This is a genomic window from Synechococcus sp. UW105, from assembly GCF_900473935.1.
GTDB lineage: Bacteria > Cyanobacteriota > Cyanobacteriia > PCC-6307 > Cyanobiaceae > Synechococcus_C.
Window position 1 is genome coordinate 50,247 of sequence record NZ_UCNN01000015.1, and the last position, 25,519, is coordinate 75,765.

Genomic DNA, 25,519 nt, shown 5'->3' on the forward strand with positions numbered 1-25,519 from the left:
GAGTCAATGCTCCAATGGCAGGTGCACCGATCGGCCATCACGGGCAGAGCGATAAGCGCCGATCAGCAATTCCAAGCTACGTAGCCCCTCGAGACCGTCACACATGGCTTCTGCCTTACCCTGCAGAGCATCAAGCATATTGGCATAGTATGGCAGATGGCCAAAACCATATACGCTAGTGGTTAGGTAACTGGCATGCTGCACCTCGGCATCATCTGCGCTTTCGTCGGCGAAGGCCCAATGCTCAATCTTGTTAACAGCCGGCCCACCGATCTTCACCGTACCAGTTTCTCCCAATAGCGTGATCGAACCCTCCAAGTTCTTCGGGTAGGCAAGCATCGTCACTGCCATCGTTCCCAGGGCACCGTTACACCAACGCATCTGCAAAGCAGCGGTGTCTTCTGCCTCAATCTTTCGACCCAGAGTTGCAGTTGAAGCACTCAAACTTTCGACCGGACCAATCAACCAGTCAAGAAGATCGATATAATGACTTGCCTGATTCATCAGAGCTCCGCCATCCATATTCAGAGTCCCACGCCATTCATCTTGATCGTAGTAACTTTGGGGTCTTTGCCAAAAGACATTAACCGCCACCAATGCCATCTGACCAAAGCGGCCGCTCTGTATTTGACGCTTGACTAACTGCAGTGTGCTATTAAAACGATTCTGCTTCACAACAAATAACCTCACGCCCGCTTGATCACATGCCTTGACCATTCCCACCCCATCATGCCATTGAGTAGCCATCGGCTTTTCAGTGCAAACGTGAATTCCAGCTTCAGCTGCTTGAATGGCTTGACTGGAATGAAGGCCGCTTGGAGTTACTAAAACCATCAAATCCACTAACGTAGATTTAGTCTTGACAGCTTGAACCAACTCGCCATAGCTGGTGAACTGATCCACATTCTTAGCAGCACCCGGGTATTCGCCCGCTGCATCAGCGATCAATTGCTGGGCCTGCTCCAGGCGGTCGGCCTGGGTGTCGCAAATGGCCACAAGCTCTGCCCGATCTTGATGCGCTGCTATCGCTTTGATGTGGTTTCGGCTGATCCGACCACAGCCCACCAGGGCAATTCTGATGCGGTGTTCGGTAATCGGAGTACTTGGTTTATCCATCTAGTCAAGCCCTAATGACGTTGTTGGATGGTTGAAAACGCCCTCGGCTATCAATCATCACCTGGCTGTGGCTGGCAAGGAGCGTGTATTCAAAGGCGTCATGGTCTGTAGCCAGTACCACCGCATCAAAAGAGGCCACAGATTCGGCTGTGAGCACCACACTTTGAAGCGCAAACTGGTGCTTCCGCATCGGAGGAAAGCTTGGGAAGAAGGGATCGCTGTAGTGCACATCTGCCCCCTTCGACCGGAAGAGCTCCATCAACTCCACAGAGGGCGACTCGCGCATATCATCCACATTTTTTTTGTAGGCAATCCCCAGAACCAACACCCTGCTTCCCATCAAAGGTTTACCAGCCTGATTTAGAGCATCGGCCGTTTTTTGTACTACATAGGCGGGCATAGCTGTATTGATCTCTCCCGCCAGCTCAATGAAGCGGGTATGCATGCCATATTCTCGCGCTTTCCACGTGAGATAAAAGGGATCTATCGGAATGCAATGGCCGCCGAGGCCAGGACCAGGGTAGTAAGGCACAAAGCCAAAGGGTTTGGTCGACGCAGCTCGGATCACCTCATAGAGATCGATCCCCATGCGATCAGCAAGAGGCTTCAGTTCATTCATCAAACCAATGTTCACAGCCCGGTGAATATTCTCGAGCAACTTGGTCATCTCAGCAGCCCTTGTACTGCTTACCGGCACCACCTGGCTGATCGCCTGTTCATAAAGCGCTATGCCCACTTCTCTGCAAGCTGAAGTGCTCCCTCCAACTACCTTTGGAATCGTAGCTGTATTGAAATCAAGATTGCCAGGATCTTCACGTTCAGGCGAGTACACCAAGAACACATCTTCGCCGATCGTAAAGCCACGCTGCTCGATGAGCGGCCGAAGCTCTTCCTCAGTGGTGCCCGGATAAGTGGTGCTCTCCAGGCTGATCACGTGACCGGAGCGCAAGTAGGGAAGCAGTGCCGCCATCGTGTTGTGAATAAAACTGAGATCCGGCTCGCGGTATTGATTCAGCGGCGTGGGCACACAAAGAATCAAGGCATCCGCTTCCACAGCCCTAGTGAAATCCGTTGTGGCATCAAGCCGTTGCTGCTGCAAGGCCTTAACAACACGCTCACTATTAATGTGATTGATGTAGCTCTGCCCTTGATTGATCGCCTCAATCTTGCTCGTGTCGATATCGAACCCTAGAACTCGGTATCCCTGCTCGGCATAGGTGAGCGAAAGAGGTAAACCCACGTAACCCAAGCCTGCCACGCCAATCAAAGCTTCCTTTTTGCGCAGGCGCTCCAGGAGAATTTGATGATGCTGAGAGGAAGAGAAGGCAGACATTCAGCGATTTTTACTTAAGGTAGTGATTGAGGTGCAGCCAAAGATGATTCATTTCGTTAATGCAAAGCTGCTGTCACCGCAGAGACCACTTGATCCTGATCCCGCTCGGACAGATAGGGATGCATGGGCAAGCTCATCACCCGCTCGCTGGCGCTCTTTGCCAAGGGAGTCGAACAGATACTGGTGGAGCTACTTTTAAACGGCTGAAGGGCGGGCTGCTGAGAGAGCAGGAGTGGGTAGTGCACCGCGGTGGGAATGCCATAGGCTTTGAGGTGCTCTTGAACAGATGTGCGATTATCCACCTGAATCGTATATTGCGCATAAACACTTGTATTGCCCAGCTCGAGATAGGGCGTAGTGATAACACCAGCCTTCTGTAAGCATTTGCTGTAACGCTCACCAATCTGCTGGCGACAAGCTACTTCTCCATCAAAAACTTCAAGCTTTGCCAGTAAAATCGCGGCTTGCAGCGTATCAATACGGCCATTCACACCAACCTCGGTATGGAAATATCGCCGGCTTTGACCATGGCGGGAAATACGGCGCATCAGACCCGCGATCTCAGCATCATTGGTGAAACATGCTCCGCCATCGCCGTATCCCCCAAGAGGCTTGGAAGGGAAAAAGCTGGTAGTACCGACTGTGCTGAGACTGCAGCTGCGTTGCCCACGCTGTTGAGCCCCAAAGCTCTGGGCACCATCTTCAATGACAGGCAACCCATGGCGCTCGGCGATCGTGTTAATAGCGAAGAAATCGGCCGGCTGCCCATACAGGCTCACCGGAATAATGGCCTTAGTGCGGGGCGTGATCGCCACCTCAATCTTGCTGGGATCCAGGTTGTAAGTACGCGAATCAATGTCGGTATAGACTGGTACCGCACCGAGCAATGCAATGGTTTCCGCGGTCGCGATGTACGAAAACGGCGTAGTAATCACCTCATCTCCAGCTCCAACACCAAGCGCCATCAGGGCGATCAGCAGAGCATCGGTACCACTGGCCACAGCGATGCAGTGCTCAACTCCCACATAAGCAGCCAAGCGCTTCTCCAGCTCAGCCACCTCAGGGCCAAGGATGTATTTGCCGTGGTCCAGCACAGCTGCAATCCGGGCATCCACTATCTCCCTCAAGCTTTGCTCATCTGCTAAACGCTGTTGCTGCTGAGCTTTAAGATCTATGAATTGCATCGTGATCATCCGGCGGAATGAGCTGATGGCGCAGGTTGGTATCTCAATTGCTCTCCGTACAGAGCATATTGATCACCGGTATGAGGACAAATCCATTTGCCAGCTCCAGACAATGGAAGATCAACCCGCTCGCCATAAGCACTCATCCATCCAATCTGACGCGCAGGTACACCGACCATCAAGGCAAACGGTTTCACATCCCTGGTCACTACAGAACCAGCGCCCAAAAAAGCGTGATGACCTATCCGAATTCCGCATACAATAGTACAATTGGCACCAAGAGTGGCACCGCGCTCAACCCAAGTTTCACGGTATTCTTCTCTACGAGATACTTTTGAACGTGGATTATACACATTTGTGAACACCATGCTCGGCCCGCAAAACACATCATCCTCCAGAGTCACGCTTTCATACACTGAGACATTATTCTGAATTTTAACGTTGTCTCCTATCCGAACTCTGTTGCCGACAAATACGTTCTGACCAAGCGAGCATCCCCTACCAATTACCACACCTGAGCTAATATGGACCCAATGCCAAATGCGACTAAAGTCACCAATAACTGCGCCTTCGTCAACAATAGCAGTGCAATGAACACTAGCTGTAGGATGAACCGACATGAGTCGCCTGCGAAAAAACAGCTTTAACCAAGTTACTAGAACAAAATCTTACTTCAATACCAGCAAGAGAACACGGGATTATTTTTAAGTGGAATGAATACGCATTGCCAACATTAACCACTCGAAACGGATTACCTGCATTCAAAAAGGGGGAGAAACATTTTAACAAGATTTCATCCCAGAAAGGCAGATTTTCGGCGAATAAAGCATGTCAATTCAACATAGCAGCAACAGGAATGAGGCGAGGCCTCATTTTAGCCTAACTACTTCATCATAATAGCCCGGATAAGCTGACTGATTTTAAGCCTACGGGAAATAAGCGCTTTTTAGCCCAGCTTTAACGATTCACCAGGTCTAACAACGTCCAAATTGTTACAAGGCCAGTGAGCGGTTGGCTCACCGCCCCAATCGCATCACTACCTTTAGCCATAAGACTTCGTCCAACACGCACTGTGTCTCCCTGCCGAAGCGGGGGGTTAGAAGCATTAGAAACGCCTTGACTCATGTCGAAACGGAAGCGCTTTAGAGTGGCGGTACCATTTCGATTGATCCGCACCAACTCAACATTGCCACCATTCGCCCTCCAGTCTTTCAAGCCCCCAGCTGCTAATATTGCTTGTACAAGTGGTGTATTTGCCATTAACTCAAGACGACCAGGACTATTCACCTCGCCAATCAAATTCACTTCGATCATCTTTGGCGAAAGGTTAGCAGCCGCCAGCTCAATTGCTTCGGATGGCGGTTCCTCAGCGCGATCCAACCGGATCATGTCTCCATCAAAAAGAAAAGGATTTTGCTGCTGATCTCCCTTCAGCACTAGATCGAGCAAGTTTAGATGCGTGCGTTTGTAACGAAACGGTGTGCCGGGCAATCGTCTCTGCAGCTGAACCACTCTCAAATTTGCCTGCTGGGAGATTCCACCTGCCTTTTGTATCGCATCCACCACCGTTGGTAGACCGCTCATACTCAAAGCGGGAGCGCCTTCAGTTTGGGTGGTTTCCCTCGTGGTAAGTGAATACAAACCAGGTCGCTCCACAGCCCCCACCACTGTCACGCGAATAGGCCTTGGCTTGACAATGAGCAGCTGAAGCTCAGGCCGTAAAAGTTGATCTCCAAGCAGCTGTTGTGCCCAAAGACTGGCCTGCTGAATCGTGAGACCACTCAGACGCACACTCCCCACTAATGGTAAGGACACGCTGCCGTCGTTCAAAACTTCTAACGTCCCTGAGAGATCCGGAGCACCGAACAGCTTGAGCTCAAGAAGATCGCCAGGACCGATGATGTAAACGTCATCTTGCAGAGATGGATATTGGGCTTGCAGCTCCCTCTCGGGAGGAACGTTAGGCAACACAACCTCTTGCCCACTAGCCGCCAATCCAAACGGACCAGACACAAGCAGCATCAAGGCAAGACTCAAGCGACTCGCTCGATTCACGGCAACAGCAGCAACCACAACACTTCGAGGCTTTCATGCCTTTAGTCAAAAGGGTTTGAACCCTGTACAGTTCGCGTTCCGAATGCTTTGTGAATGTCGAGTCTGATCCCACGACCGGGCACTTCGCCCTCGGGGCCAGGTCCTGAAATTCAGACGGTGCACGTGCGTGATTTAGGCACGACTGGACAGCCCCTAAAGCAAGGCAATGACAACAATGACGTTGATCTGCGCGAGCTTTGGCAGGCACTGGTCAGACGGAAAAAGCTTGTTGGCGTAACCGCCGGATCCATCATCGTGCTGGCTGCGTTGATGACTTGCTACCAGCGCCTCTTCCGGCCTGTCTATCAGGGTTCTTTTTCATTGCTGATCACCGATCCAATCAGCAGTGATGGTCGGGCTCCCAGCACTGCCACTGGAGCAAGCGGCGCGGTCTTTGAGGATCTGGCGCTCAACACGACGAGGAATGACATCCCCACCCTTATTGAGGTGCTTCAAAGCCCACTGCTGCTATCACCAGTCGCCAAGCAATTCGGCCTGACCGCCGGAGAATTGAATGAGCGCATTTCGATTACCACTGGAGGAGAAAAACGCAATGAGGCCAAAGGCGTTCTCAACGTGAGCCTCATAGGACGCAAGCCCAATGAGGATTCGAAGCTACTTGAGGCTGTCAGTGAAGTTTACCTTCAGGCGGCCTTACAACAACGCCAGCAACGACTGTCAGATGGCCTGGAGTTCCTCAACAAGCAGGCTCCTTCTCTAGAAAACAAAACTTCCGAGCTCCAAGGAAAGCTTGCCTCTTTCCGCGAACGTCACTCCCAACTTGAGCCAAGCGTTGAAGGAGGAGCTCTCAAAGAACGCCAGATTGCTCTTGAAACAGTTGTAATGAACATAAAGTCCGAACGCAACAGGCTTTCCAGAGTGCGAGCAGAAATTGCCGCGGGCAACCTCAGCGCGCGAAGCTTTCAGGAAGCCGTTAGCACCGGCAGTAGCAATGCAAGCAGCGGCCAAACTCAAGGCTTATCAGTAACTGATGCTGACCAAACCCTGCTACAGCAAACTCTCAAGGTGGAAAGCGAACTCGCCGAAGCACGTTCCAAATATCAGCGCAACTCTGCGATGGTGCGAAGCCTGGAATCGCGCCTCAACCAACTCCAGCCACTGCTCCGCAAAAACCAGCTCGAAGCCGTTGATGCTGCTTTAAAGCTGAACGCGGGGCGGCTAGATACTGCCAATCGCCAGCAAGAACAGCTGGAAAGTCGCTTTCTCAAGCAACCCGCCTTAATCCAAGAATACGAAGCTCTGCAACAGGATCTCAACATTGCCAAGGCAAACCTGTCAGGGCTCGTGAAAGCACGCGAAAAATTTCAACTGGAAATGGCTCAGCGCTCTGTGCCATGGCGGGTACTTTCTCCTCCAGAAATCAATCCTGAACCGATCAAACCCTCGGTGCCCCGCAACATGGCCCTGGGAGTGTTGATCGGTCTGATCTCTGGTGCTGGAGCAGCTCTGCTGCGAGAACGTTTCGATCATGTCTTCCGCAAACCCGAAGAAGTGAAGGACGATTTGGGTTTACCTTTATTAGGCCATGTGCCCCATGTACAGTTTTTCGAAGGGGTAAGAGAAAACAAACGTTTTCTACTCGAAGAACTTGATCGCTCAGTCTCAAGTGATGCAAACACACTTGAGACCACAGATTCAGAGTCACGACGTCAACAAATCTATCAACGCTTTTTCTATCAAGAAGCATTCCGGAACCTGTTTACCTCCATTCGCTTCCTCAACAGCGACACACCCTTGAAGGCCATCGCCCTCACCAGCTCTCAACCTGCAGAAGGCAAATCACTTGTGAATGTGTTGTTGGCCAAAACCCTTGCAGAAATGGGGCAACGGATATTGCTGGTAGATGCCGAATTACGTAAACCACAAATGCACAGCCGTCTTGGACTCAACAACCTCATGGGCCTCTCCAATCTGTTGACCGGTGAATCTAATGATTGGCAGAAAGTCGTACAAAAGGTGGATACTTATGAAGGCTGGTCGGTCATCACTGCTGGTCGGCGGCCACCCGATCCAGCACGCCTAATGAGTTCAAAGCGCATGCATCAATTAGTACAGGACCTAAAAGAAAGTGGCCAGTTCGACCTCATTCTCTTCGACACCCCACCGGTATTAGGCCTGGCCGATGCTGCCTTGGTGTCTGAACATTGTGACGGCTTGATGCTGCTGGTGAGCTTAGGCCGTGTAGACCGCAGCCTGCCAAAAGAAGCCATTGCGCGTATTCGCACCAGCGGGGTACCACTTTTAGGCCTAATCACCAATTCCATCAATAGTGGAATGGATGGCTCCGAAGCGTATGGATATGGAAACTATGGGTCTGCGTATCAGTATGGATATAGCGACAGCTATGCAAAGTTCCAAACGCCTGCAACTTATGCGCATTATGCGAACGACGACGATTCCTCATCAAGAATCGCTCCTCAAGAAGCTAATACCACTTGGAAGGGCAAAGTGCGCCAACGCTGCGGGCAAATGATGCGCTGGCTTGACGGCAGATAATGGCATCTCAACCTTCACACTTTAGGATCGACTGGGTGCTTGTTAATGAGCTGGCTATTGGCCCTGCTCCAAGAGCCGAGCGGCACTTAGCACGCTTGGAAGAAGAAGGTGTCAAAGCCATATTGAGCCTCTGCAGCCTTGATGAGGCTCCACCACCCTCTGGACTTGAGAACAAGTTCTCATGCAAGCGTCTTGTGCTTCCCGATCACCGAAGTGGTCGCATGCCAGAACTCAGCGAACTCATTGAGGCCCTCAGTCTGTTGGAAGAGCTACAACAGCAACACGGAACAGTATTCGTTCATTGCGTTGCAGCAATGGAACGCTCACCACTGGTATGCCTAGGCTGGCTGGTCTGTAAGCAATGCCTTAGCCCCGAAACAGCCCTCGATTATCTCATGCAAGTCCATCCTGGAACCAATCCTTTGCCCGGACAGCTTGCTCTACTACGAATCCTGCAATTCGAAAAAAATAATCTCCCCCAATGAGCAAGCCAGGCATCCATTAAGGCGATACTTGCTTGTTGTTCTTCAGTCAAAGCACAAGGACCTTACCAAACCCTCCAAGACTGAAAGAAAATATCGAGCATACCCTAAAAGAAGACTGGCTTAGCTTCGTTCAGGATCAAACAACTGATCAACACATAGTGCGATTGCATAAAGCCATTATTCCACGATGAGTATTAAAATGCCAACAGGCATCGAAGCCTTGAGGGCTGTCCCACATCAGGCAAATGAATTAAAGGGCAATTCCCTTTGAGCTGGGAACTAATAATGCTAAGAACAGAAAGCAAACAATGGACTCTTCACAAGCAGAATGACCGCTCCTTACAGAGACGAACCAAAACATACACTGTCAAACGTGGAAAGAAATACTTATTCTTGCAGCTCATGCTATGACAGGAGACCAGCCAAACCTCAATCATTTAGCAACGCGTTTCAACCAACAACGTATCTAGTAGAACTGCAATGGATGACAAAAACGAGAGCAATTCGCGCCCCAAGCAGAAACTAACTTGGGAACTGGCATCTGCCAACAAAAACCAAGTGTCATTTTACGAGAATCGAATCGCATCGCCGGAAACGATGACTTAACTGATAAGAGAGTACATACCAGCAGCACTGACAACAAGAGTGAAGCGTACGCAGGCCTTTCTTCCCCCAAGCCTCCGAAGCTGCAATCCTTGAATCGCTCGATTGCCTTCAGTGATGGAACTTTGGGGCCCGATCTCAGCATCCGCGTCCCAAATGGCCTCCGATGGAGTCAACGCTGGTTCGGCGATGCCTCCATCCTTGGCTACGACTACCAAGATGGCCGCAACTCCGATGATGCCTTCATCCCATCTCGCGATTCCGGCGATTTGGATGGCTGGGCAATCGTTCATGCCAACATCCTTCAGACGCGCAACTGGAGTGTGGCACTGAACACCTCCTTCCGAAGCCTCCAACACGACCCCGAGATCCCTGGAGGCAGTACAGGAATTGAGGACGGCATCAGTTCCGGTTTTCGAATTGCGCGCGCGATCGGAGATACAGGCGGCATAGCCTTTGGCGGCGAGCAAGTCATCCAATGGGATGACAACACGGATACGGGCCGCAACCTCTATCTAATGGCGTCTAACGGTTGGTGGCTTGGCGACAAGGGCTCTAACTATCCTCTGTTCATCGCCAATGGAGGCTTTGGAACCGGACGCTTTGCCTCGCTTACCGATCGCGATGAGCCCTTCAACTTCACATGCAGACCAGTAGAAAAGAACCGCAAGGTCGCCCAAATCGATGAAAACCTTTGCTGGGGAGCGATTGGCTCCGTCAGCCTTGTATTCAACGAGAGATGGAGCACTTTCGTAGAGTATGCAATCAGTCGGGCCACACTAGGGATATCAACGAATCTCACTAACGATCTTCCTCTGCGCATGACGGCTGGCATTCACGTTGTGGAAAATAACGAAATCATGAGCTTCAACCAATTGCGCTGGATGGTGCAAGCAAGTGTTAATTTTTGAAGACTAATCCTTCAAAGAGGGCAGAGACATTTGACTACACTCTATTGATTGACTTGATCGACTCAACCAGAACGACATCCTTATCTAGTTGGCAATCGCATCAATAGCTGAAGTCAGCCGAATCACCGTCATTCAGCAATTCAAGAGAGCGGAGGACAAACATCGATGGTCAAAGATCCTTAGGTGTGTGAGCCTTCGCAAGAATGGGTCCGCTAATACTGGAACCCTGTTGGATCGTGCCTACAGCCCCGACACAGGGTGGCGAGATAGCAAGAGAGGAATGCACGCCGGTCCGATTAAAAATCTCGGACTGATCAAAATGCCCTTCTATCACAAACCAATCGATATCGTGAACGTCATCAGGTACTGGACGTCCTACTGCCTCATAAGCCCAGCTGTAGTGGGCTGTAAACACAACACTAGGAACATTGGTCCCTGCCATGACTAGTCCATGATTTGTGATCGCTTCACGAATAAAGCGATCACAAACAGGCCCCAAGTACGGCGGCATCATCCCCCAAAGAGGCAAGACACGGAAACCGGAGGGGTAAAAGACGTAGCAGGAGGTATCAACATGACGAAGGGCATAGTCTTCGTCCGCCATCCCGGGAATCTCAGTGCCGTCGGGAAGCGCACACTGCCTTCCCATTGCCAGAACATCCGCATTGGGATGGCGATGGTGCAGTGACACCATCGTCTTTAAGTGCCATGGCCTGAACCAGTTGTCAGCGTCGAGAAACAGAATTGGCCAGTAGCCTTGATTGATCGCCGAAATCGCCCCGAGACAGCGAGGGGTGTTGCCGTTATCAGCATGAGCCTTGGGCAAGGTGATGTGATCGACATCCCAACCAGCCAGCTCAGGTCGTGGATGGCCATCCGCGACCATCACATGTCGAAGTGGCCAATCTCCCTCCTGCTCCTGGCAGCTGCGATGACAGCGCTCCAGCACAGCAAGCGATTCCTCGTAATAGGGAGTGATCACCGCTGCACCACGTGGAGCCATCGCTGAGCCGCGAGGGGCAAGATTGGAAACGTTGCTGAGAGCTGTCATCCCCTCCTCCTGCTCACTCCTGCATCCTTACCACCTGCACCAGGTTTAGCGCCGTTTTGAAGAGCCTCGACCAGCAGCCCGAGATCGTTGAGGCTCCAATCCTGCTGTTGAGCGTCCCCGGCATCCGGCACAGCTGACGTCAGTGCTTTAAGCCGCACCACACTGCGTTCGGCCTCTTCCTCACCAATCACCAGGGCAAAGGCGGCGCCACTGCGGTCGGCTCGCTTGAACTGCTTTGCAAAGGCCGAGCCTGATTCATCGCGCTGTACGGCCAAGCCAGCTAATCGCAACTGCCTGCAGAGGACGAGGGCTTGGCGTTGGGCCTGCTCTCCCCGGTTCACCAAATACACATCAGGTGAAGCCTCCTTCACGAGGCGAGCTGCACGACCGCTGGGGTTAGCGGTTGCCGCAGCCTCCAGTACCAAGAGCAACCGTTCCATCCCCAAGGCCCAGCCAATGGCCGGGGTGGGATCACCGCCAAGCTGCTGAACCAGACCGTCGTAACGACCACCACCGCAGACGGTGGCCTGAGCACCAAGTTGATCGCTGGTGATCTCGAACGCTGTGTGACCGTAGTAATCGAGACCACGCACCAGGCGGGGATTCACGGCGTAAGGGATCGAGAGATCATCAAGCGCCTTGAGCACTGCCTGATGGCGACTAAGACTGTCAGCAGCGAGGCTCTGCTCCAACATCGGAGCGTCCTGGAGTAGCTCGCGAGTCTGGGGATGCTTGCTGTCAAGAATACGCAGAGGGTTGGTGCTCAGCCGTTGCTGCGAATCAGCATCCAACAACTCCTGCCGCTGCTCTAACCACGAGACAAGGCGACTGCGATAGACCTGGCGATCATCTGGCGTACCGAGCGTGTTGATCTCAAGAGCCAGACCATCGACGCCCAGATCAGCAAGCAGATCCCAGGCGAGGGCGATCACTTCTGCATCGCTGAACGCTGAGGTCACACCAAGCCATTCCACACCGATCTGATGGAACTGGCGCTGCCGGCCGGCCTGGGGCCGCTCATAACGAAACATCGGCCCGCTATACCAAAGGCGCTGCGATCCCTGCGCAAGTAATCCGTGCTGCAGCGCAGCGCGCACCACTGAGGCCGTCCCCTCGGGCCGCAAGGTGCAGGACCGGTCTCCACGATCCTGAAAGGTGTACATCTCCTTGCCGACAACGTCGGTGGCTTCGCCGATTCCACGAGCGAACAACTCGGTGACCTCCAGCATCGGGGTTCGGACCTCTCGGCAACCCCAGCGCTGAAAATGCTGACGAGCCAAGGATTCAACCGCCTGCCAGCGGCAAGTCTGCTCAGGAAGCAGATCGACCATGCCGCGCAGGCTTTGCAGTTGCGTCATCGACACGGAGAAATCACCGCAGTCAGTTTGCCGGGGAGCTGTCCGCTGGCCTGCGCCGGGGCGATCGGCTTGGTTTTGCCGCAGGCTTGGCTTTGGCAGTTTTCGCTGCGGGTTTGGCCTTGGCCATCTTGGATGCTGGCGTCTTGGCTACCGCAGGCTTGGCTGGGCTGCTCTTACCGACTGGCTGTGCAGAGACAGCAGCGACAGCTCCATCCAGCACGGAAACCGATGAAGTGGACGTAGAGGCAGAAGGAGCACTCAACGGTGACGTCGTCGCTGTCGCGGCTGGGGCCGCCGTGAGCTGAGCACTGAGACGGGTGAGCAGATCGGCCTGAGAGGCTTCCGAGAAGGCGTAGCTGCCCACATGGGTGAGGGCGAAACGCTTGGAAATAAAAATTCGCCCCCCCAGCGCACGCCAGCGATTACAAAACAGCCAGTCTTCGCTCATAAACACCTTTTCACCAAACAACCCGCACTCAAAGAAGGCGTGAAGGTATTCATTGATCGAGGGATCCAATCCACAATCGTCGGTGTATTTCAATTCGGGCATTGCCTCGGCCATGCGACTGAACACCTCCCGCTTCAGCAAGAGGAAACCGGTGCCAATGCGTTCAACTTCTGCCTTGCCATCATCAGCCTCTCCATCCGTGATCGGATTGATCACATAATCGATTGGCAAACTTTTCTTGGGGTAACCACCACCGATCACATCAACATCTTCTTGAAGCAGCATCAAGATGTATTCAGGATCAAAGCCGATATCCGCATCCAGAAACATCAGATGGGTCGCACGGGGATTATGCATTGCCCTTGCGACCAGGGCATTTCGCCCCCTTGGAATCAGGCTTTCATTCACCAGCGTGTCCAGGCTCCACTCCAGACCCAACTGCGGAGCTCTAGCAATAAATCTCACAAAACTGGTGAAGGTGACTTCCGAAATCTGACCGCCGTAACAGGGAATCAGAAAATGGATATGCACGCGATCATTGCCAAAGCTCACTGATCCTATGGGGATTTTGCAGAAGCGATGCCAGGATCTTCATCATTGCCTCTGCCTGTAACAGCATGGCCCTTCAGGATCTGGAGACCTTCCTCGCCACAGTGGATCAGAATCCCGATCTGCAAGAGCAGCTCAGCCAGCTCGATCTCCAAGGGGTGCTAAAACTCGCCGCCGACAAGGGTTTTCAGCTCAGAGCAGCCGATCTTTTGCGTGCGCAAGCCGAGCAGATCCTGGCCATGAGTGACGACGAGCTGGATCTACTTGTCGAAGGGGGCCTGGACGACCTATTCGACATGAACGATTTCCAGGCCTATTTAGAACGCACTTGAGTCGCCAGGAACAGCGCCGCTGCCAGATAGCCCTCAGGGTCGGGAGCCAAGCTGCCTTCCATCCGCCCCTTCCAGAGCCACTGCACGTCTGCATCGGGGTCCAACTGGTCCGGTTGCGGCAGCTGCATCACCAACAGATCACGAAAATCCTCCGGACGACGAATCAGAGTTGCCATTAGGGCGTTTCCCTGCTGCTGTTCAGCAATCGTTCCGTGCCGCATCAGCAACAAGCCGCGGTTTAAGGCCTGGAAGCGCTCCGCATACAACGGCGGCAAGACCCTCTCCACAGCCGGGGGCAATGACTGTTGGAGACAGCCCTGCACCACACTCCTGGGCAAGCTCCCCCGAGGCATCAGACTTAAAATCAAGCCATCAAGAGGCCACCAATAACTGCGAAATCGGCCCTCATTTAAACGATCACGTAAATGCTGTAAGGCAGCACCGGATTTAGGCATGCTGGGATCGGCAGCCCAGTTGATCAGCACACAGTCATGGGGAGCACACCACCCCGTCATCTCTGCAGGCTGTCGCTCGATAAATGCCGCGATCAGCTGCGGATCTGAGTAAGTACTGATGCCGACATCACGGCTCCAGCCTGATGCCAGAAAACGATCCAGTGAAGCCGATGACGGTCGTTGAAGAGATAGCAGGCAGCGGCGCAACCAAATGGAGCTGTCGAGATCAGCTGGTGTAAGTCGGCTATAGCCAACAGGCTGAGGAGCTTGCAGCAAGGGCTCCAATGCTTCGCGCTGCCTGGCGTAAGCCGCCATGAGCTGCGGCTCATCCCGCCATTGTGCGAGCAAGGTGAGGCAAGCCAGCGGCACCCACTGATCTGAATGCCCAGGGCTGAGTGCAAAACCCAACCATCCATCGGCCGCCTGGCTCAGCCACTGGATGGCATGGTCGACGGGTGAACCTTCTCTAGCCCCTTCTGGCGCAGCAACCGATGCCGCTTGCGTTGCCTTCGCAGCTGTCACCATGACGCCCAGATAGGCCTTGTGATCGACAAGCTGCCCCTCTTCCACCACCAGCTTCTGGTGACTGAGCCCACCGCGTAGAGCGAGCTGCTGCGAGCTATACGCCACCGAGGGCACATGCACGGTGGCTTGCATGAGCGCCTTGAGACGTGCCGGCGGAATCAAGGCTGGATGGGGAGTCCAGGCCGGCCATTGATCAACATCGGCTGGGATCTCGCCGGGGTAGCCAATGATTGTGTGGTCCTGGCGATAGCGCGGAAACACCTCCAGGCAGTAGCGGTCTGCAACCACACGACGACTATCGAGAGCCAATGCCAGCGGGAATGCTTCCAAACCAGCCCCTAGAGGCGGCTCGAATCCAAGCGCAGCCAGCAAAGCCTGAGGGTCCGTCACCCCAAAGAGAAAGCGCCAACCACCCTGTAAGGGATCGAGATCGATCCCTAGCTGATCAGCCCCAGCCTGTGGGATCTGCTGAAGTGCCTGCCACCAGGCATCGGAGGGCAACGGCAGACGCTGCTGCAAGCGTGAGCCCAATCGGCCATGCAGGGCTTCCAACTGATGGCGCAACTCGTCAAGCCTGAGAGGCCGGCGTGTGTGGCGAAACAATAAAAAGGGCTGACCGCCCTGGCGCCGCAGTGGCTGGGTGTATTCAAGCCAGGTTTCCCGATCAAACAGATCCTGCGACTGAATGAACGGCTGGAGATCCTCCACCGCGAGCCCTGAGGCAAACGTGCCATCAGCACGAACGAGCGGCTGCAGCAAAGCGGACCAACGCTGCAAACGACCGCTCAATAGCCATACCGCAATGTGCGGACGCCGACGCAAACCGCGACTCGAGAGCTCCAGCCCAATCGCAGGTGCATCGACAGGGGTAAGGCCCTGCAGAAACTGACGCTGCACAGCTGATGGAGCCAATGGGGCCAGCATCGTCTCGATCAAGGAGTCATTGGTCCAGAACGTGTCCCAGCTCGGACGCATGCACAACTCCACCCCAAGGGCGACATGATGACAGCCACCACCGAAGAGGGCCATGCCCATGCCCCGGGCCACCCCTATCCCCTCAGCCTGCGGTGGCCTTCAGGGCATCGCCCATCGCTTTTGCGGCCAAGAAAAGATCAACAGAGTCGCTGCACTGCTGGCTGCACCTTCAGAAAAAGAGAACAACAACGCGAGCACCTCAGGGCTGGAGACCAGCGTTTTGGAGTACGGCCAACATTGGGATTTTCGCGAAAATCTGTGGAGACAGAGTCCAGAACTGGAATGCTGGCTGCTGGAAGAAGAACCGGCCCAACTGGCCGCCGATCTCCTCAACAGCGACAAAATCTGGTTGCTGCGCGATCAGACCTATTTCAAACCGCCTGGCAGTGAGCACACCCCCTGGCATCAGGATGCTCTATTTATTCCTGTTGAAGGCTGTGACTTCCTGACTCTCTGGATCCCAATCACACCAATTCTCAACCAAAGCGATTCACCACTCGAATACTGGCAACCGCCACATCCCAGTTGCCATCTTCTCCAAGGCGGCAGTGCAATCGACAGCTTTCATGGCTACCAACAATCCTGGCTACGGGAGGACTGGCAACACATCAGCACCCTGGGACTGCAACCGGGTGACTGCAGTTACCACGATGGCTGGACCCTGCACGGGAGCGAAGGCCACCATGCAGACGTCGACCGCCTGGCATTCGTAGCGGTCTACGGCTGCGGTGAAGGCACTCTGAGCCTGTCTCCATCCATGGGCCATGCTCCATCCTCTCTGCGCAGTCAGGTACAACTGCTCCGGCAAGGACTGCATCAGTCTTGTTTCCAAGGACTGATGGAAGGTGATCCCGTTCCCAGCCATCACAATCCTTGGATCCGATGCTGCCCAAATCGGACATTGCCCATACACTCAACCGATCGTTTCTCTGCAGAGAACACATGAGCGACTTTATGCCCTCTCACATGGAAGATCAGAACCAAGAAGAGACTGCGAGCCAGGATCAGGTCACGAACGAAGACCAACAAACCCTCACCCTTGATGGTCGTGTTTATGCCATGAACGCTCTGCCTGCGGAAGCGATCAATGCACTGAACGATCTGATCCGATCTGAAAATGAACTGAACGAGCATCGTTTCCGCATGCGTCAGCTTTCGGCTGCACAACAAACGCTAACCGCCGCCATTGGCCAGATCATCCAAGCAGCAGGAATTGAGCCAATTTCAGAAGTGGAAAACAATCAATCCGAGGAATCAGAGGCTGCCTGATCGGCAGGTTGAGCGATCGGCGAAGCGATCGTGAGATTGCGTGCATCCTCACCGGACTGTTCGGTGAGGAACTGGACCATTTCCTGAAGTGAATAGGCCTTGAGAACAGTTGGTGATTGAGCTTCCTGGTTGCTTCGATTCACCAACAGAGCCATCGATGTGAATGTGAAAGCGCAAGGAACAATGGTGGACGACTTGCCATCTTGCGTTTGGGTGATCCGCACCAAAGGGTCTGGACAGATCACATAGGGCTGCTGTTGAGCCAGGCTGCGAGCCTGCTCCAGCTCAACCCCTTGCTGCAGCTGCAGACCTACAACAGCGGGGATTTGGGCTGGGTCTGGCACATAAGCCTTGGTCAAGCTTGAATCGCTTTCCCTAGCTTTCAGAAAGGCAGCCTCAAATTGCGTCAACGCCAACGGAGCAACACGAAACTCACCTGTTTCACCTGTGCGCTGACGCCACTGCTGAGCAAAGAGATCAGCAGCGAGGGTCGAAAAAAATGCAACCATGCCGGCCTGCTTGAGCGGCTTCAGCTCTCCTGCTTCTGTCACGGGTGTCAACACAGTGACAGTTTGAAATTTGGCATCGACAGCATCAGGCTCGAGAGCCCTCGCGCAGGGAGCGAACAAAGACGCACATGCCAGAACGAAGGCGATTGCGAACGAGCGATTTGCCATGTCAGATGCACAGATAAGGGGATTCAAGCAGTGATATCGACCAGTCATCACAACTGGCTGCAAATGAGCAAAAAACAGTTGTCGCCAAAGATGAGCGTAACTAGCCTTTACCGGCTTGCTGTGTCATGTGAAACGTCGCACCTCGTCTGCAATAGCTCTGCTACCTGCCTTCTTGCTGATGGCAGGACGAACGACGAGTGTGCTTGCCCAAACCCAGACCGTGCCGTCTGGGTCATACAACTCACCACCTGCGCAGCCCCTACTCCAAGGAACTGGTCAACCAGGCCAGCAACCAAGCTATGACCCATGGAGCACCACGGGACGCACGGGTGGAACGGGTGGTCAGGGGCCCAACATCACCCAGACCGTTACAGGGTCGAATAGCTCACAAGTTGGGTCAAAATCTTTTGGTGGAAAGGGCGGTACCGGTGGCGGTTCGGTTGGCAACGGTGGAAACGGGGGCACAGGAGGCTCCCCCGGCAATGTTCAAGTCACCTTCGCGAGCGGTGGTTCCGTCTCGATCAACACTTCAAGCAATAGCACTGTTGCAGGTGTTCAAGCATCCGCCGTCTCCGGAGAGGGAGGTGACGGAGCAGGTGCAGGCCTGGCAAGTGGTGGAGCTGGTGGAGCAGGCGGTAGCTCCGTTAACCAAAAAGCAAGCATCACCATTGAAAGTGGTGCCAGTGTCTCTGTCACAAACCGCTCCGGCGGCACCAACGCTGCCGCCATTGGCGTGTTGTCTCAAAACACAGGTGGCACTGCAGGCAACGGAGGTAGCGGTACCTTCGGCTCAGGAGGAGCTGGAGGAACTGGAGGCGTTTCAGGCCTCGCAACCGGTAGCAATGCCGGCACCATTAGCGTGTCCAACAGTGGCGGGGCGGGCGGCGCCGGCATCCTTGTTCAATCTGTTGGTGGCCAGGGTGGTCAGGCAGGAACAGGGGGGGTGATCGTCACCTGGGGCGGCCTTGGTGGCTCGGGCGGCGCTGCTGGCAGTGTTCAGGCCAGCAATAGCGGCTCAATTACGACAGTCGGAAACAATATGCCTGGCATCAACGCCCAAAGCGTTGGTGGTGGTGGTGGTTCAGTCCCTGGCCAAATTTCTCTAGTCAACCTTGGAGGTTCCAAAGGTGGTAAGGGCGGTGACGGGGGGTCAGCCGAGGCCTCCATGTCGGCAGGCACGATTAATACCAGCGGAGACAACTCTCAAGGCATCATCGTTCAATCCATCGGTGGTGGTGGTGGTGCGATCGGCAGCAATATTTCTGCAATCACCCTCGGGACGTCATCAGAAGCAGGAGCTGGTGGCAATGCCGGAAATGCGACTATCAATTTCTCAGGGGGAAGTATCACCACGGGCTCTGAGGAGAAAGGATCACTTTCTTCGGGAATCCTTGTTCAAAGCATTGGCGGTGGTGGCGGAAGTGCAGGTACCAATTCTGGCTTCATCACGTTCGGCGCCAAAGGGGGTCCAGGTGGAAACGGAGCCTTAGCAACCGCAAACTTGAGTGGAGGATCTATCACCACTTTCCAGGACTACGCACCTGGTGTGATTGTGCAGTCAATTGGTGGCGGTGGTGGTAATGGTGGCGACGCCAATTCCGCAGGCGACATCAGCGTGGCTGTTGGAGGAGATGGTGGTGGTGGTGGAGTTGGCGGCACCGCAGTTGTCAATTCACCAACGGGTTCAAATGCAGTCACTATCAGCACAAGTGGAGTGAGCTCCCCTGGCCTACTCGTGCAAGCAATTGGTGGTGGGGGTGGCAATGGCGGCAGTGCCAACAGCGCTGGCGGTGGCGGTGGATTGATCAGTGTGAACTTGACCATTGGAGGCAAAGGTGGATCTGGGGGCTTGGGCGGCACTGTGAAAGTTGGCGAGAGTGGTAATCCCTTCAATGCAGATATCACGACAACTGGCAAGTACTCACCAGGTATTACTGCAACAAGTATTGGCGGTGGTGGTGGATCAGGCGGCAGCACAAAGAGTGCGTCTGGCCCTTCTGTCGTTAGCGTTTCTGTCAACGTCGGCGGCGACGGTGGTACAGGCGCAAACGCAGGCACTGTGGATGTCGTTGCTGCTGGAAATATCAGGACAAAGGGATATCAATCTCCTGGCCTAAATGTGGTGAGCATCGGTGGTGGTGGTGGCTCAGGTGGATCTGCTGCCGGCGCAGCTGCTGGGGGAATTGCAGTGACTACATCAGTTGGTGGCAAAGGAGCTGGTGGGGGTCAAGGCAACAGAGCCTCAGCCACCTTCTCAGGCAGCATTACAACAGAGGCTGAAAATTCACCTGGCGTCAGTATCACCAGCATTGGTGGAGGTGGTGGAGCAGGCGGCAGCACGATATCAATGACTGCCTCACTTGGTGTATCGGCAAGCGTGGGCATTGGTGGCGATGGAGCTGCAGGCGGATCTGGGGGTCAAGCAATCGGTGATATTTCAGGAAATATCACCACCAACCAAGGATATTCTCCGGGAATCTTGATTCAATCCATCGGTGGTGGAGGCGGATCGGGCGGCTCAACCGTTAGTGGAGCAGCGTCCATCAACCCAGTCGCAAGTATTGGCTCAGCAGTTGCAGTGGGCGGCATCGGTGGGGGCGGGGGAGATGGTCGTTCCGTCGAACTCAGCTATAGCGACGGTTCGATCCAGACCGGACTCGCAAACGCAAAAGACAAACCAGTCGACTACTCCCCCGGAATCCTTGCGCAATCACTTGGTGGCGGTGGTGGAGCTGGAGGATCCTCAACAACCATCAGTCTCGCGGCAGGTGGTGTTGCTGGTGTTAGCGCCAACTTTGCTGTTGGCGGAAAAGCTGGTGGAGGCGGACAAGGCGGTTCGGTCAGCGTTACAGCCAATTTGAGACCAGAAGATCAAATCCTGACATTGGGCAACTTGTCACAAGGCATCTTTGCTCAATCCATCGGTGGTGGTGGTGGCCAGGGTGGCTCAACTGTCAACGCCCAAATAGGGGGAGGAGGAACAGCTGGCGTCACTCTTGGTGGCAGTGTCGGAGGCAAGGGTGGTGATGGCGGCAACTCGGGTCCTGTCAGTGTGACCACCACCGGCGGTCAGATTATTACCAAAGGCGACCAATCCGCAGGCATCCTGGCGCAATCGATTGGCGGCGGCGGCGGTTCAGGAGGAGGAACCTTCAGCCTTCAGGGGAGCATCGGCGGTACAGCTGGTGTGACTGCATCAGCCGCCGTCGGTGGCAATGGAGGTGGTGGTGGAAGCGCTGGCTCCGTCACTGTCAATTCAGCCAGCTCAATTAAAACTGAAGGTTTCTTGTCTTATGGCATCTTTGCCCAATCGCTAGGCGGTGGTGGTGGAAGTGGTGGTAGTTCTATTAGCGGAAGTGTCGCCCTGGGTGGCAGTGCTGGGGTAACCGCCACAGCCACAATCGGTGGCCAAGGCGGGTCAGGCGGCACGGGATCAGATGTCACTGTGATTTCCACAGGTCAATCAATCACGACTTCTGGAAAGAGTTATGCCTCTGCCATTTTTGCTCAGTCACTAGGCGGTGGTGGTGGCACCGGAGGATCAGCCATGTCCTTGAGTCTTCAAGGCGGTAGCTCAGGGGCAGTTAGCGTTGGAGCGACGATTGGCGGATCAGGAGGAGCTGGGGCATCCGGAGGAAATGTCACTGTTACCAACAGCTCAAATCTGAGCACAGTAGGTAGCAACTCAGCTGCAATCTTTGCCCAATCAGTAGGGGGAAGTGGTGGCAATGGTGGCAATTCCTTATCAGGCTCCATTTCTCTTGCTGGTACCGCAGCAGTCAATGCTGGCGCTCAGATTGGAGGGAAAGCTGGAACGGGTGCAAAAGCGGGAAATGTCACTATTTCAAACTCTGGCAGCAGCATTCAAACCATCGGTGACTCATCTGCGGGCATCTATGTGCAATCTCTTGGAGGCAGCGGTGGTTCTGGAGGTAGCGCGACAAACATTCAACTCGGCGGTGGTGGAACGGCTGCCGTAAACATGGCTGCAAATATTGGAGGAGAAGGTGGCGATGGAGGTACATCCGGAAACGTAAAAGTGACCAATGCTGCTAATATTGAAACCGGAAACATTAAATTAGTTACCACAGACAACACTACGAGCTTCGAGCTCACTGGCAACTATTCTTACGGCATTTATGCCCAATCGATTGGCGGTAGCGGCGGCGACGGTGGCAGCACGCTTTCAGCTCAGGTCAGCGCGGGTAAAACTGCAGCAGTGAACGTAGGCGTCAACATTGGCGGAGGAGCTGGATCTGGCAATACGGCAGGCAATGTCACCATTTCAAACACTGGTGCATCGATCAAAACACTCGGAGATTTCGCCACTGGACTCCTTGCTCAATCCATCGGCGGCGGCGGTGGTTCAGGCGGAAGCACCGTAAATCTTCAGGGTGCAGGTGGCGGCAATGCTGTCAGCGCTGGTGTGAACTTAGGCGGCGGTGCGGGGAAAGGCGGTAGCGCCGGAAACGTGACTGTTAGCAACACAGCTTCGATTTCAACCGGCACCGCTGACGATCGTCTCTCGGCTCTTTACGGCAACAACTCCTACGGCATCTACGCCCAGTCCGTCGGTGGCGGTGGTGGTTCAGGCGGAGAAGCTATATCAATTCAAGGTGCACTTTCGACCAGCGGAACCGCCGCCGCCAACGTTGGCGTAAGCCTTGGAGGGAATGGAGGCGAAGGCGGAACTTCTGGCGATGTCACCATCACCAACTCCGGAGAGATCAAAACAATTGGCAACAACAGTGCTGCCATTTATGCACAATCACTGGGCGGTGGCGGCGGCTCAGGCGGCCGTGTCATCAATGCTCAACTAGCTGCTTCCGAAAGCGGAGTTGCTGCCAATGTTGGCGCCAACGTTGGCGGCAAAGGAGCAAGCGGGGCAAATTCTGGTGACGTTACGATCACCAATAGCGGAAATATTTTTACTGGAACAAATTACGTTGAAAACGGAGAAGACAACATTTATGGTGACTTTGCTTATGGCATCTTTGCGCAATCAGTTGGCGGCGGTGGCGGAGCAGGTGGAAGCACTGTCAACGGGCAACTTGGTGGCGGCAATAAAACATCAGTCAATGCAGCAGTGAACATCGGAGGTACTGGTGGCTCAGGCGGATCAGCAGGTTCAGTATCTGTCTTCAACACAGCACAAACCATTCAAACCTTTGGAGACCATGCAAGTGGAATTGTTGCTCAATCCATCGGCGGAGGCGGAGGCTCGGGCGGCAGCTCTCTAAACCTTCAAGGAACTGTTAGCACTGGAAAATCTGCCAGCGTTGGTGGCAGAGTCAATCTTGGTGGTACCGGTGGCGCCGGCAGCAGTGGCGGCAATGTGACGGTTACATCCAACAGCGATATCACAACTGGATACGTCGACTCCAACGGTGTCATCATCAGTGGTGATTTTTCCTATGGAGTATTAGCGCAATCCGTTGGAGGTGGAGGCGGCACCGGCGGTAGCAGCAGCAGCTACGCAGCATCAATTTCCAAAGAAGGAAGCCCTGTCACCTTGGGAGCAGATATCGGCGGGAAGGGAGGAGAAGGCGGTCGATCTGGCAATGTTCTTGTGAACGTTTCAGGAAAGATTAAAACCCATGGCGATTTTGCCTATGGCTTTTTTGCCCAATCCATCGGTGGTGGTGGCGGTGCAGGAGGTAGCTCTGAATCATTATCAGCCACAGCCTCACTCAAAGGCGATAAATCCATCCAAGGCAGTGCTGAAGTTGGGCTCGGCGGGAAAGGCGGAAGTGGCGGGGTCTCAGGTGATGTCACTGTCAACTCCGACAGCACAGGTAATGGGCTAACGATCACTACATATGGCGAGTTATCAAAAGGTTTTGTTGCTCAGTCGATTGGCGGCGGCGGCGGCTCCGGTGGTGCTTCAAGCAGCAACAGCATTAATAAAAGCAAGTCTAAATATACGTTTGGAGGTGGTATAAATAAATCCGGAAAAGGAGCAACGGGTGGAGATTCAGGCCTTGTAACTGTTGGCACCAATGCCAGCAATCCGCTGAACATCACAATCACAACATTTGGGCATAATTCAGAAGGATTCCTCGCCCAATCCGTCGGTGGTGGTGGAGGTACCGGCGGCGGTGCAAGCAGTGAAAACAAAGGTGGTTCAGTAAGTGTTGCCTTTGCCTTGGGAGCCCAAGGCGGAGCAGGCGGTAACGCCGGCAATGTGATTGTTAACGCCCTTGCCAACATCGATACCCGTGGTGCCAATTCCCGCGGTTTTATCGCTCAATCCATCGGTGGTGGTGGTGGAACAGGCGGTAGCAGTATCTCCCAAGCCGAATCAAGTGCTCCTGATCAAAAGTCAGACAATTCCAAGGAGCAGGATTCCACCTTCAGCCTCGGAGTTGCATTAGGAACTGGCGGTGAAGGTGGTGGTGGTGGTGATGCCGGCGATGTAAAGGTTGGATTCGGGGGCACCATCTCGACCAGAGGCCAGGCCTCCGACGGTATCTATGTGCAATCCGTGGGTGGTGGTGGTGGCATTGGTGGTTCCACCATCTCAAAATCTTCAGCAGGGGGCGGCGGTAAATTCTCAGGCTCTTTGTCAGTCGCACTTGGCGGTGACGGAGGCACAGGCGGTGACGGAGGCAATGTCACGTTCAGTGCACTAGCTCCCATCACAGTTGTTACTACCGGGGATTCCTCCACTGGCATCACTGTTCAGAGTCTTGGTGGTGGTGGTGGTAATGCCGGCGAAGTCAAGTCTGATAACACCGTTACCACCAAAGCGAATTCCTCGTTCAACTTCGGCGCATCTGCTTCGGTGGGTGGCAAAGGCGGCGGGGGTGGCCGGGCTGGCTCTGTGAGCTTTGGCAGTACTGAAAACATCGCAACACTTGGAATCCAAACCAGCGGTGATAACGCCACCGGGCTGTTTATTCAGTCCCTTGGTGGTGGTGGTGGTATTGGCTCCAATACCAACAACAGCTCTGCTGGTGGCAACTTGTCTGTGGCCTTTGGGATGGGAGGCACCGGTGGTGATGGCGGCGATGGCGGCGATGTCGAAATGTTCGCTGATGGCACGTTCATCACAAAAGGTCACTCATCGCATGGCGTGTTGATCCAGTCGATTGGTGGTGGTGGTGGAGCCGGGGGTTCCGTCACCTCCAACGCCTCGGCTTCGGCTAGTAGTGCCAACTCGAAGTTTGCTTTTGGAATCTCTGTCGGCGTTGGCGGAGAAGGTGGCGGTGGCGGCTCGGCAGGCGACGTCAGTGGCTCACTCTCCGGATCGATCAGCACCGCAGGAGAAGCATCTATTGGTTTCAAAGCCCAGTCGGTAGGCGGCGGCGGCGGCGCTGGAGGGTCTGTGATGGATTCCGCTTCTGTTTCCGGCAATGTGAGCGTCGCTGGTTCTGCCACCTTCGGGTTTGGGGGCAAAGGCGGTGGTGGCGGTGATGGTGGTGCGGTCTCCTTCTTGGTTCCGAAACCACTGACAGTGACCACCCAGGGCACAGGTGCCCACGGTCTTCTGCTCCAATCCGTCGGTGGTGGTGGTGGTGCTGGTGGTTCCATCATCGGCAGCAACGTCAAAACATCGGTCTCCAATTCTTCCTTTGCCTTCGGTGGATCCGCCTCGAAAGGTGGAGAGGGTGGTGGTGGCGGTTCCGCTGGTTCCG

At 54.3% G+C, this 25,519-nt stretch carries 17 protein-coding genes; 7 read left to right on the forward strand and 10 right to left on the reverse strand.

All coding sequences use genetic code 11. The annotated features are described in order from the left end of the window. Positions 1–3 precede the first annotated feature (3 nt). From DXY16_RS05710 to DXY16_RS05730, 5 genes are all read right to left on the reverse strand, one after another. On the reverse strand, positions 4–1,116 hold the full coding sequence (locus DXY16_RS05710) for a Gfo/Idh/MocA family protein (RefSeq protein ID WP_115120286.1): 1,113 nt from the start codon (positions 1,114–1,116) through the stop codon (positions 4–6). Positions 1,117–1,120: 4 nt separating this feature from the next. Beyond that, entirely contained in the window at positions 1,121–2,449 is a 1,329-nt protein-coding gene (locus tag DXY16_RS05715) for a nucleotide sugar dehydrogenase (protein ID WP_115120287.1), read from the reverse strand. 56 nt (positions 2,450–2,505) lie between these two features. After that, complete coding sequence (locus DXY16_RS05720) at positions 2,506–3,642, reverse strand: DegT/DnrJ/EryC1/StrS family aminotransferase (protein WP_371410872.1); 1,137 nt, start codon at positions 3,640–3,642, stop codon at positions 2,506–2,508. After that, the gene (locus tag DXY16_RS05725; protein ID WP_115120288.1) at positions 3,639–4,253 is read right to left on the reverse strand and encodes an acyltransferase; all 615 of its coding nucleotides are present in this window, start codon (positions 4,251–4,253) and stop codon (positions 3,639–3,641) included. Before DXY16_RS05725 ends, DXY16_RS05720 begins: the two co-directional genes overlap by 4 nt. Positions 4,254–4,590: 337 nt before the next feature. Further along, the gene (locus DXY16_RS05730; RefSeq protein ID WP_115120323.1) at positions 4,591–5,655 is read right to left on the reverse strand and encodes an SLBB domain-containing protein; all 1,065 of its coding nucleotides are present in this window, start codon (positions 5,653–5,655) and stop codon (positions 4,591–4,593) included. A 195-nt stretch (positions 5,656–5,850) separates the two neighbouring features. Here DXY16_RS05730 and DXY16_RS05735 point away from each other — a divergent pair, with 195 nt between their 5' ends. The 3 genes from DXY16_RS05735 (at position 5,851) to DXY16_RS05745 (ending at position 10,243) form a co-directional block, all read left to right on the forward strand. Next, positions 5,851–8,244 carry a polysaccharide biosynthesis tyrosine autokinase gene (locus DXY16_RS05735; RefSeq protein ID WP_244281572.1) on the forward strand — a complete coding sequence of 798 codons (2,394 nt, stop codon included), beginning with the start codon at positions 5,851–5,853 and terminating at the stop codon, positions 8,242–8,244. Next, positions 8,244–8,729, forward strand: coding sequence for a dual specificity protein phosphatase family protein (locus DXY16_RS05740; protein WP_115120292.1), 486 nt, complete (start codon positions 8,244–8,246; stop codon positions 8,727–8,729). Before DXY16_RS05735 ends, DXY16_RS05740 begins: the two co-directional genes overlap by 1 nt. A gap of 527 nt (positions 8,730–9,256) precedes the next feature. After that, positions 9,257–10,243 (forward strand): hypothetical protein, encoded by a 987-nt coding sequence (locus DXY16_RS05745; protein ID WP_137007037.1) that lies wholly within the window; start codon positions 9,257–9,259, stop codon positions 10,241–10,243. A gap of 169 nt (positions 10,244–10,412) precedes the next feature. On the opposite strand, the gene DXY16_RS05750 is transcribed toward DXY16_RS05745, so the two are convergent. From DXY16_RS05750 to DXY16_RS05760, 3 genes are read right to left on the reverse strand one after another with little or no spacing between them, the layout of a single operon-like run. Further along, the gene (locus DXY16_RS05750; RefSeq protein ID WP_115120296.1) at positions 10,413–11,294 is read right to left on the reverse strand and encodes a glycosyltransferase family A protein; all 882 of its coding nucleotides are present in this window, start codon (positions 11,292–11,294) and stop codon (positions 10,413–10,415) included. After that, positions 11,291–12,652 (reverse strand): histidine--tRNA ligase, encoded by a 1,362-nt coding sequence (gene hisS / locus DXY16_RS05755; RefSeq protein ID WP_115120299.1) that lies wholly within the window; start codon positions 12,650–12,652, stop codon positions 11,291–11,293. Before hisS ends, DXY16_RS05750 begins: the two co-directional genes overlap by 4 nt. Before the next feature lie 22 nt (positions 12,653–12,674). Further along, a complete protein-coding gene (locus DXY16_RS05760) occupies positions 12,675–13,652 on the reverse strand; it encodes a glycosyltransferase family 2 protein (RefSeq protein ID WP_244281573.1) in 978 nt (325 codons plus the stop codon). Between the two features lie 65 nt (positions 13,653–13,717). Here DXY16_RS05760 and DXY16_RS05765 point away from each other — a divergent pair, with 65 nt between their 5' ends. Beyond that, a complete protein-coding gene (locus DXY16_RS05765; RefSeq protein WP_115120301.1) occupies positions 13,718–13,981 on the forward strand; it encodes a Nif11-like leader peptide family RiPP precursor in 264 nt (87 codons plus the stop codon). Here the strand turns inward: DXY16_RS05765 and DXY16_RS05770 are convergent. Beyond that, the gene (locus DXY16_RS05770) at positions 13,963–15,996 is read right to left on the reverse strand and encodes a hypothetical protein (protein ID WP_244281574.1); all 2,034 of its coding nucleotides are present in this window, start codon (positions 15,994–15,996) and stop codon (positions 13,963–13,965) included. The two genes, DXY16_RS05765 and DXY16_RS05770, sit on opposite strands and share 19 nt — an antisense overlap. Between DXY16_RS05770 and DXY16_RS05775 the strand changes: the two genes are divergently transcribed. Together DXY16_RS05775 and DXY16_RS05780 are read left to right on the forward strand one after the other, a co-directional pair. Then, a complete protein-coding gene (locus DXY16_RS05775; protein WP_244281575.1) occupies positions 15,989–16,882 on the forward strand; it encodes a phytanoyl-CoA dioxygenase family protein in 894 nt (297 codons plus the stop codon). The genes DXY16_RS05770 and DXY16_RS05775 overlap by 8 nt on opposite strands. Next, positions 16,819–17,205: a DUF6447 family protein gene (locus DXY16_RS05780; RefSeq protein WP_244281576.1), complete on the forward strand. Its 387-nt coding sequence runs from the start codon at positions 16,819–16,821 to the stop codon at positions 17,203–17,205. The genes DXY16_RS05775 and DXY16_RS05780 overlap by 64 nt, the downstream gene beginning before the upstream one ends. Here DXY16_RS05780 and DXY16_RS05785 read toward each other — a convergent pair. Then, the gene (locus DXY16_RS05785; RefSeq protein ID WP_115120305.1) at positions 17,178–17,882 is read right to left on the reverse strand and encodes a hypothetical protein; all 705 of its coding nucleotides are present in this window, start codon (positions 17,880–17,882) and stop codon (positions 17,178–17,180) included. The two genes, DXY16_RS05780 and DXY16_RS05785, sit on opposite strands and share 28 nt — an antisense overlap. A gap of 178 nt (positions 17,883–18,060) precedes the next feature. Here DXY16_RS05785 and DXY16_RS14660 point away from each other — a divergent pair. Then, positions 18,061–25,519: hypothetical protein (locus DXY16_RS14660; RefSeq protein WP_206749549.1), on the forward strand; the 7,459-nt coding region annotated here is incomplete at its 3' end.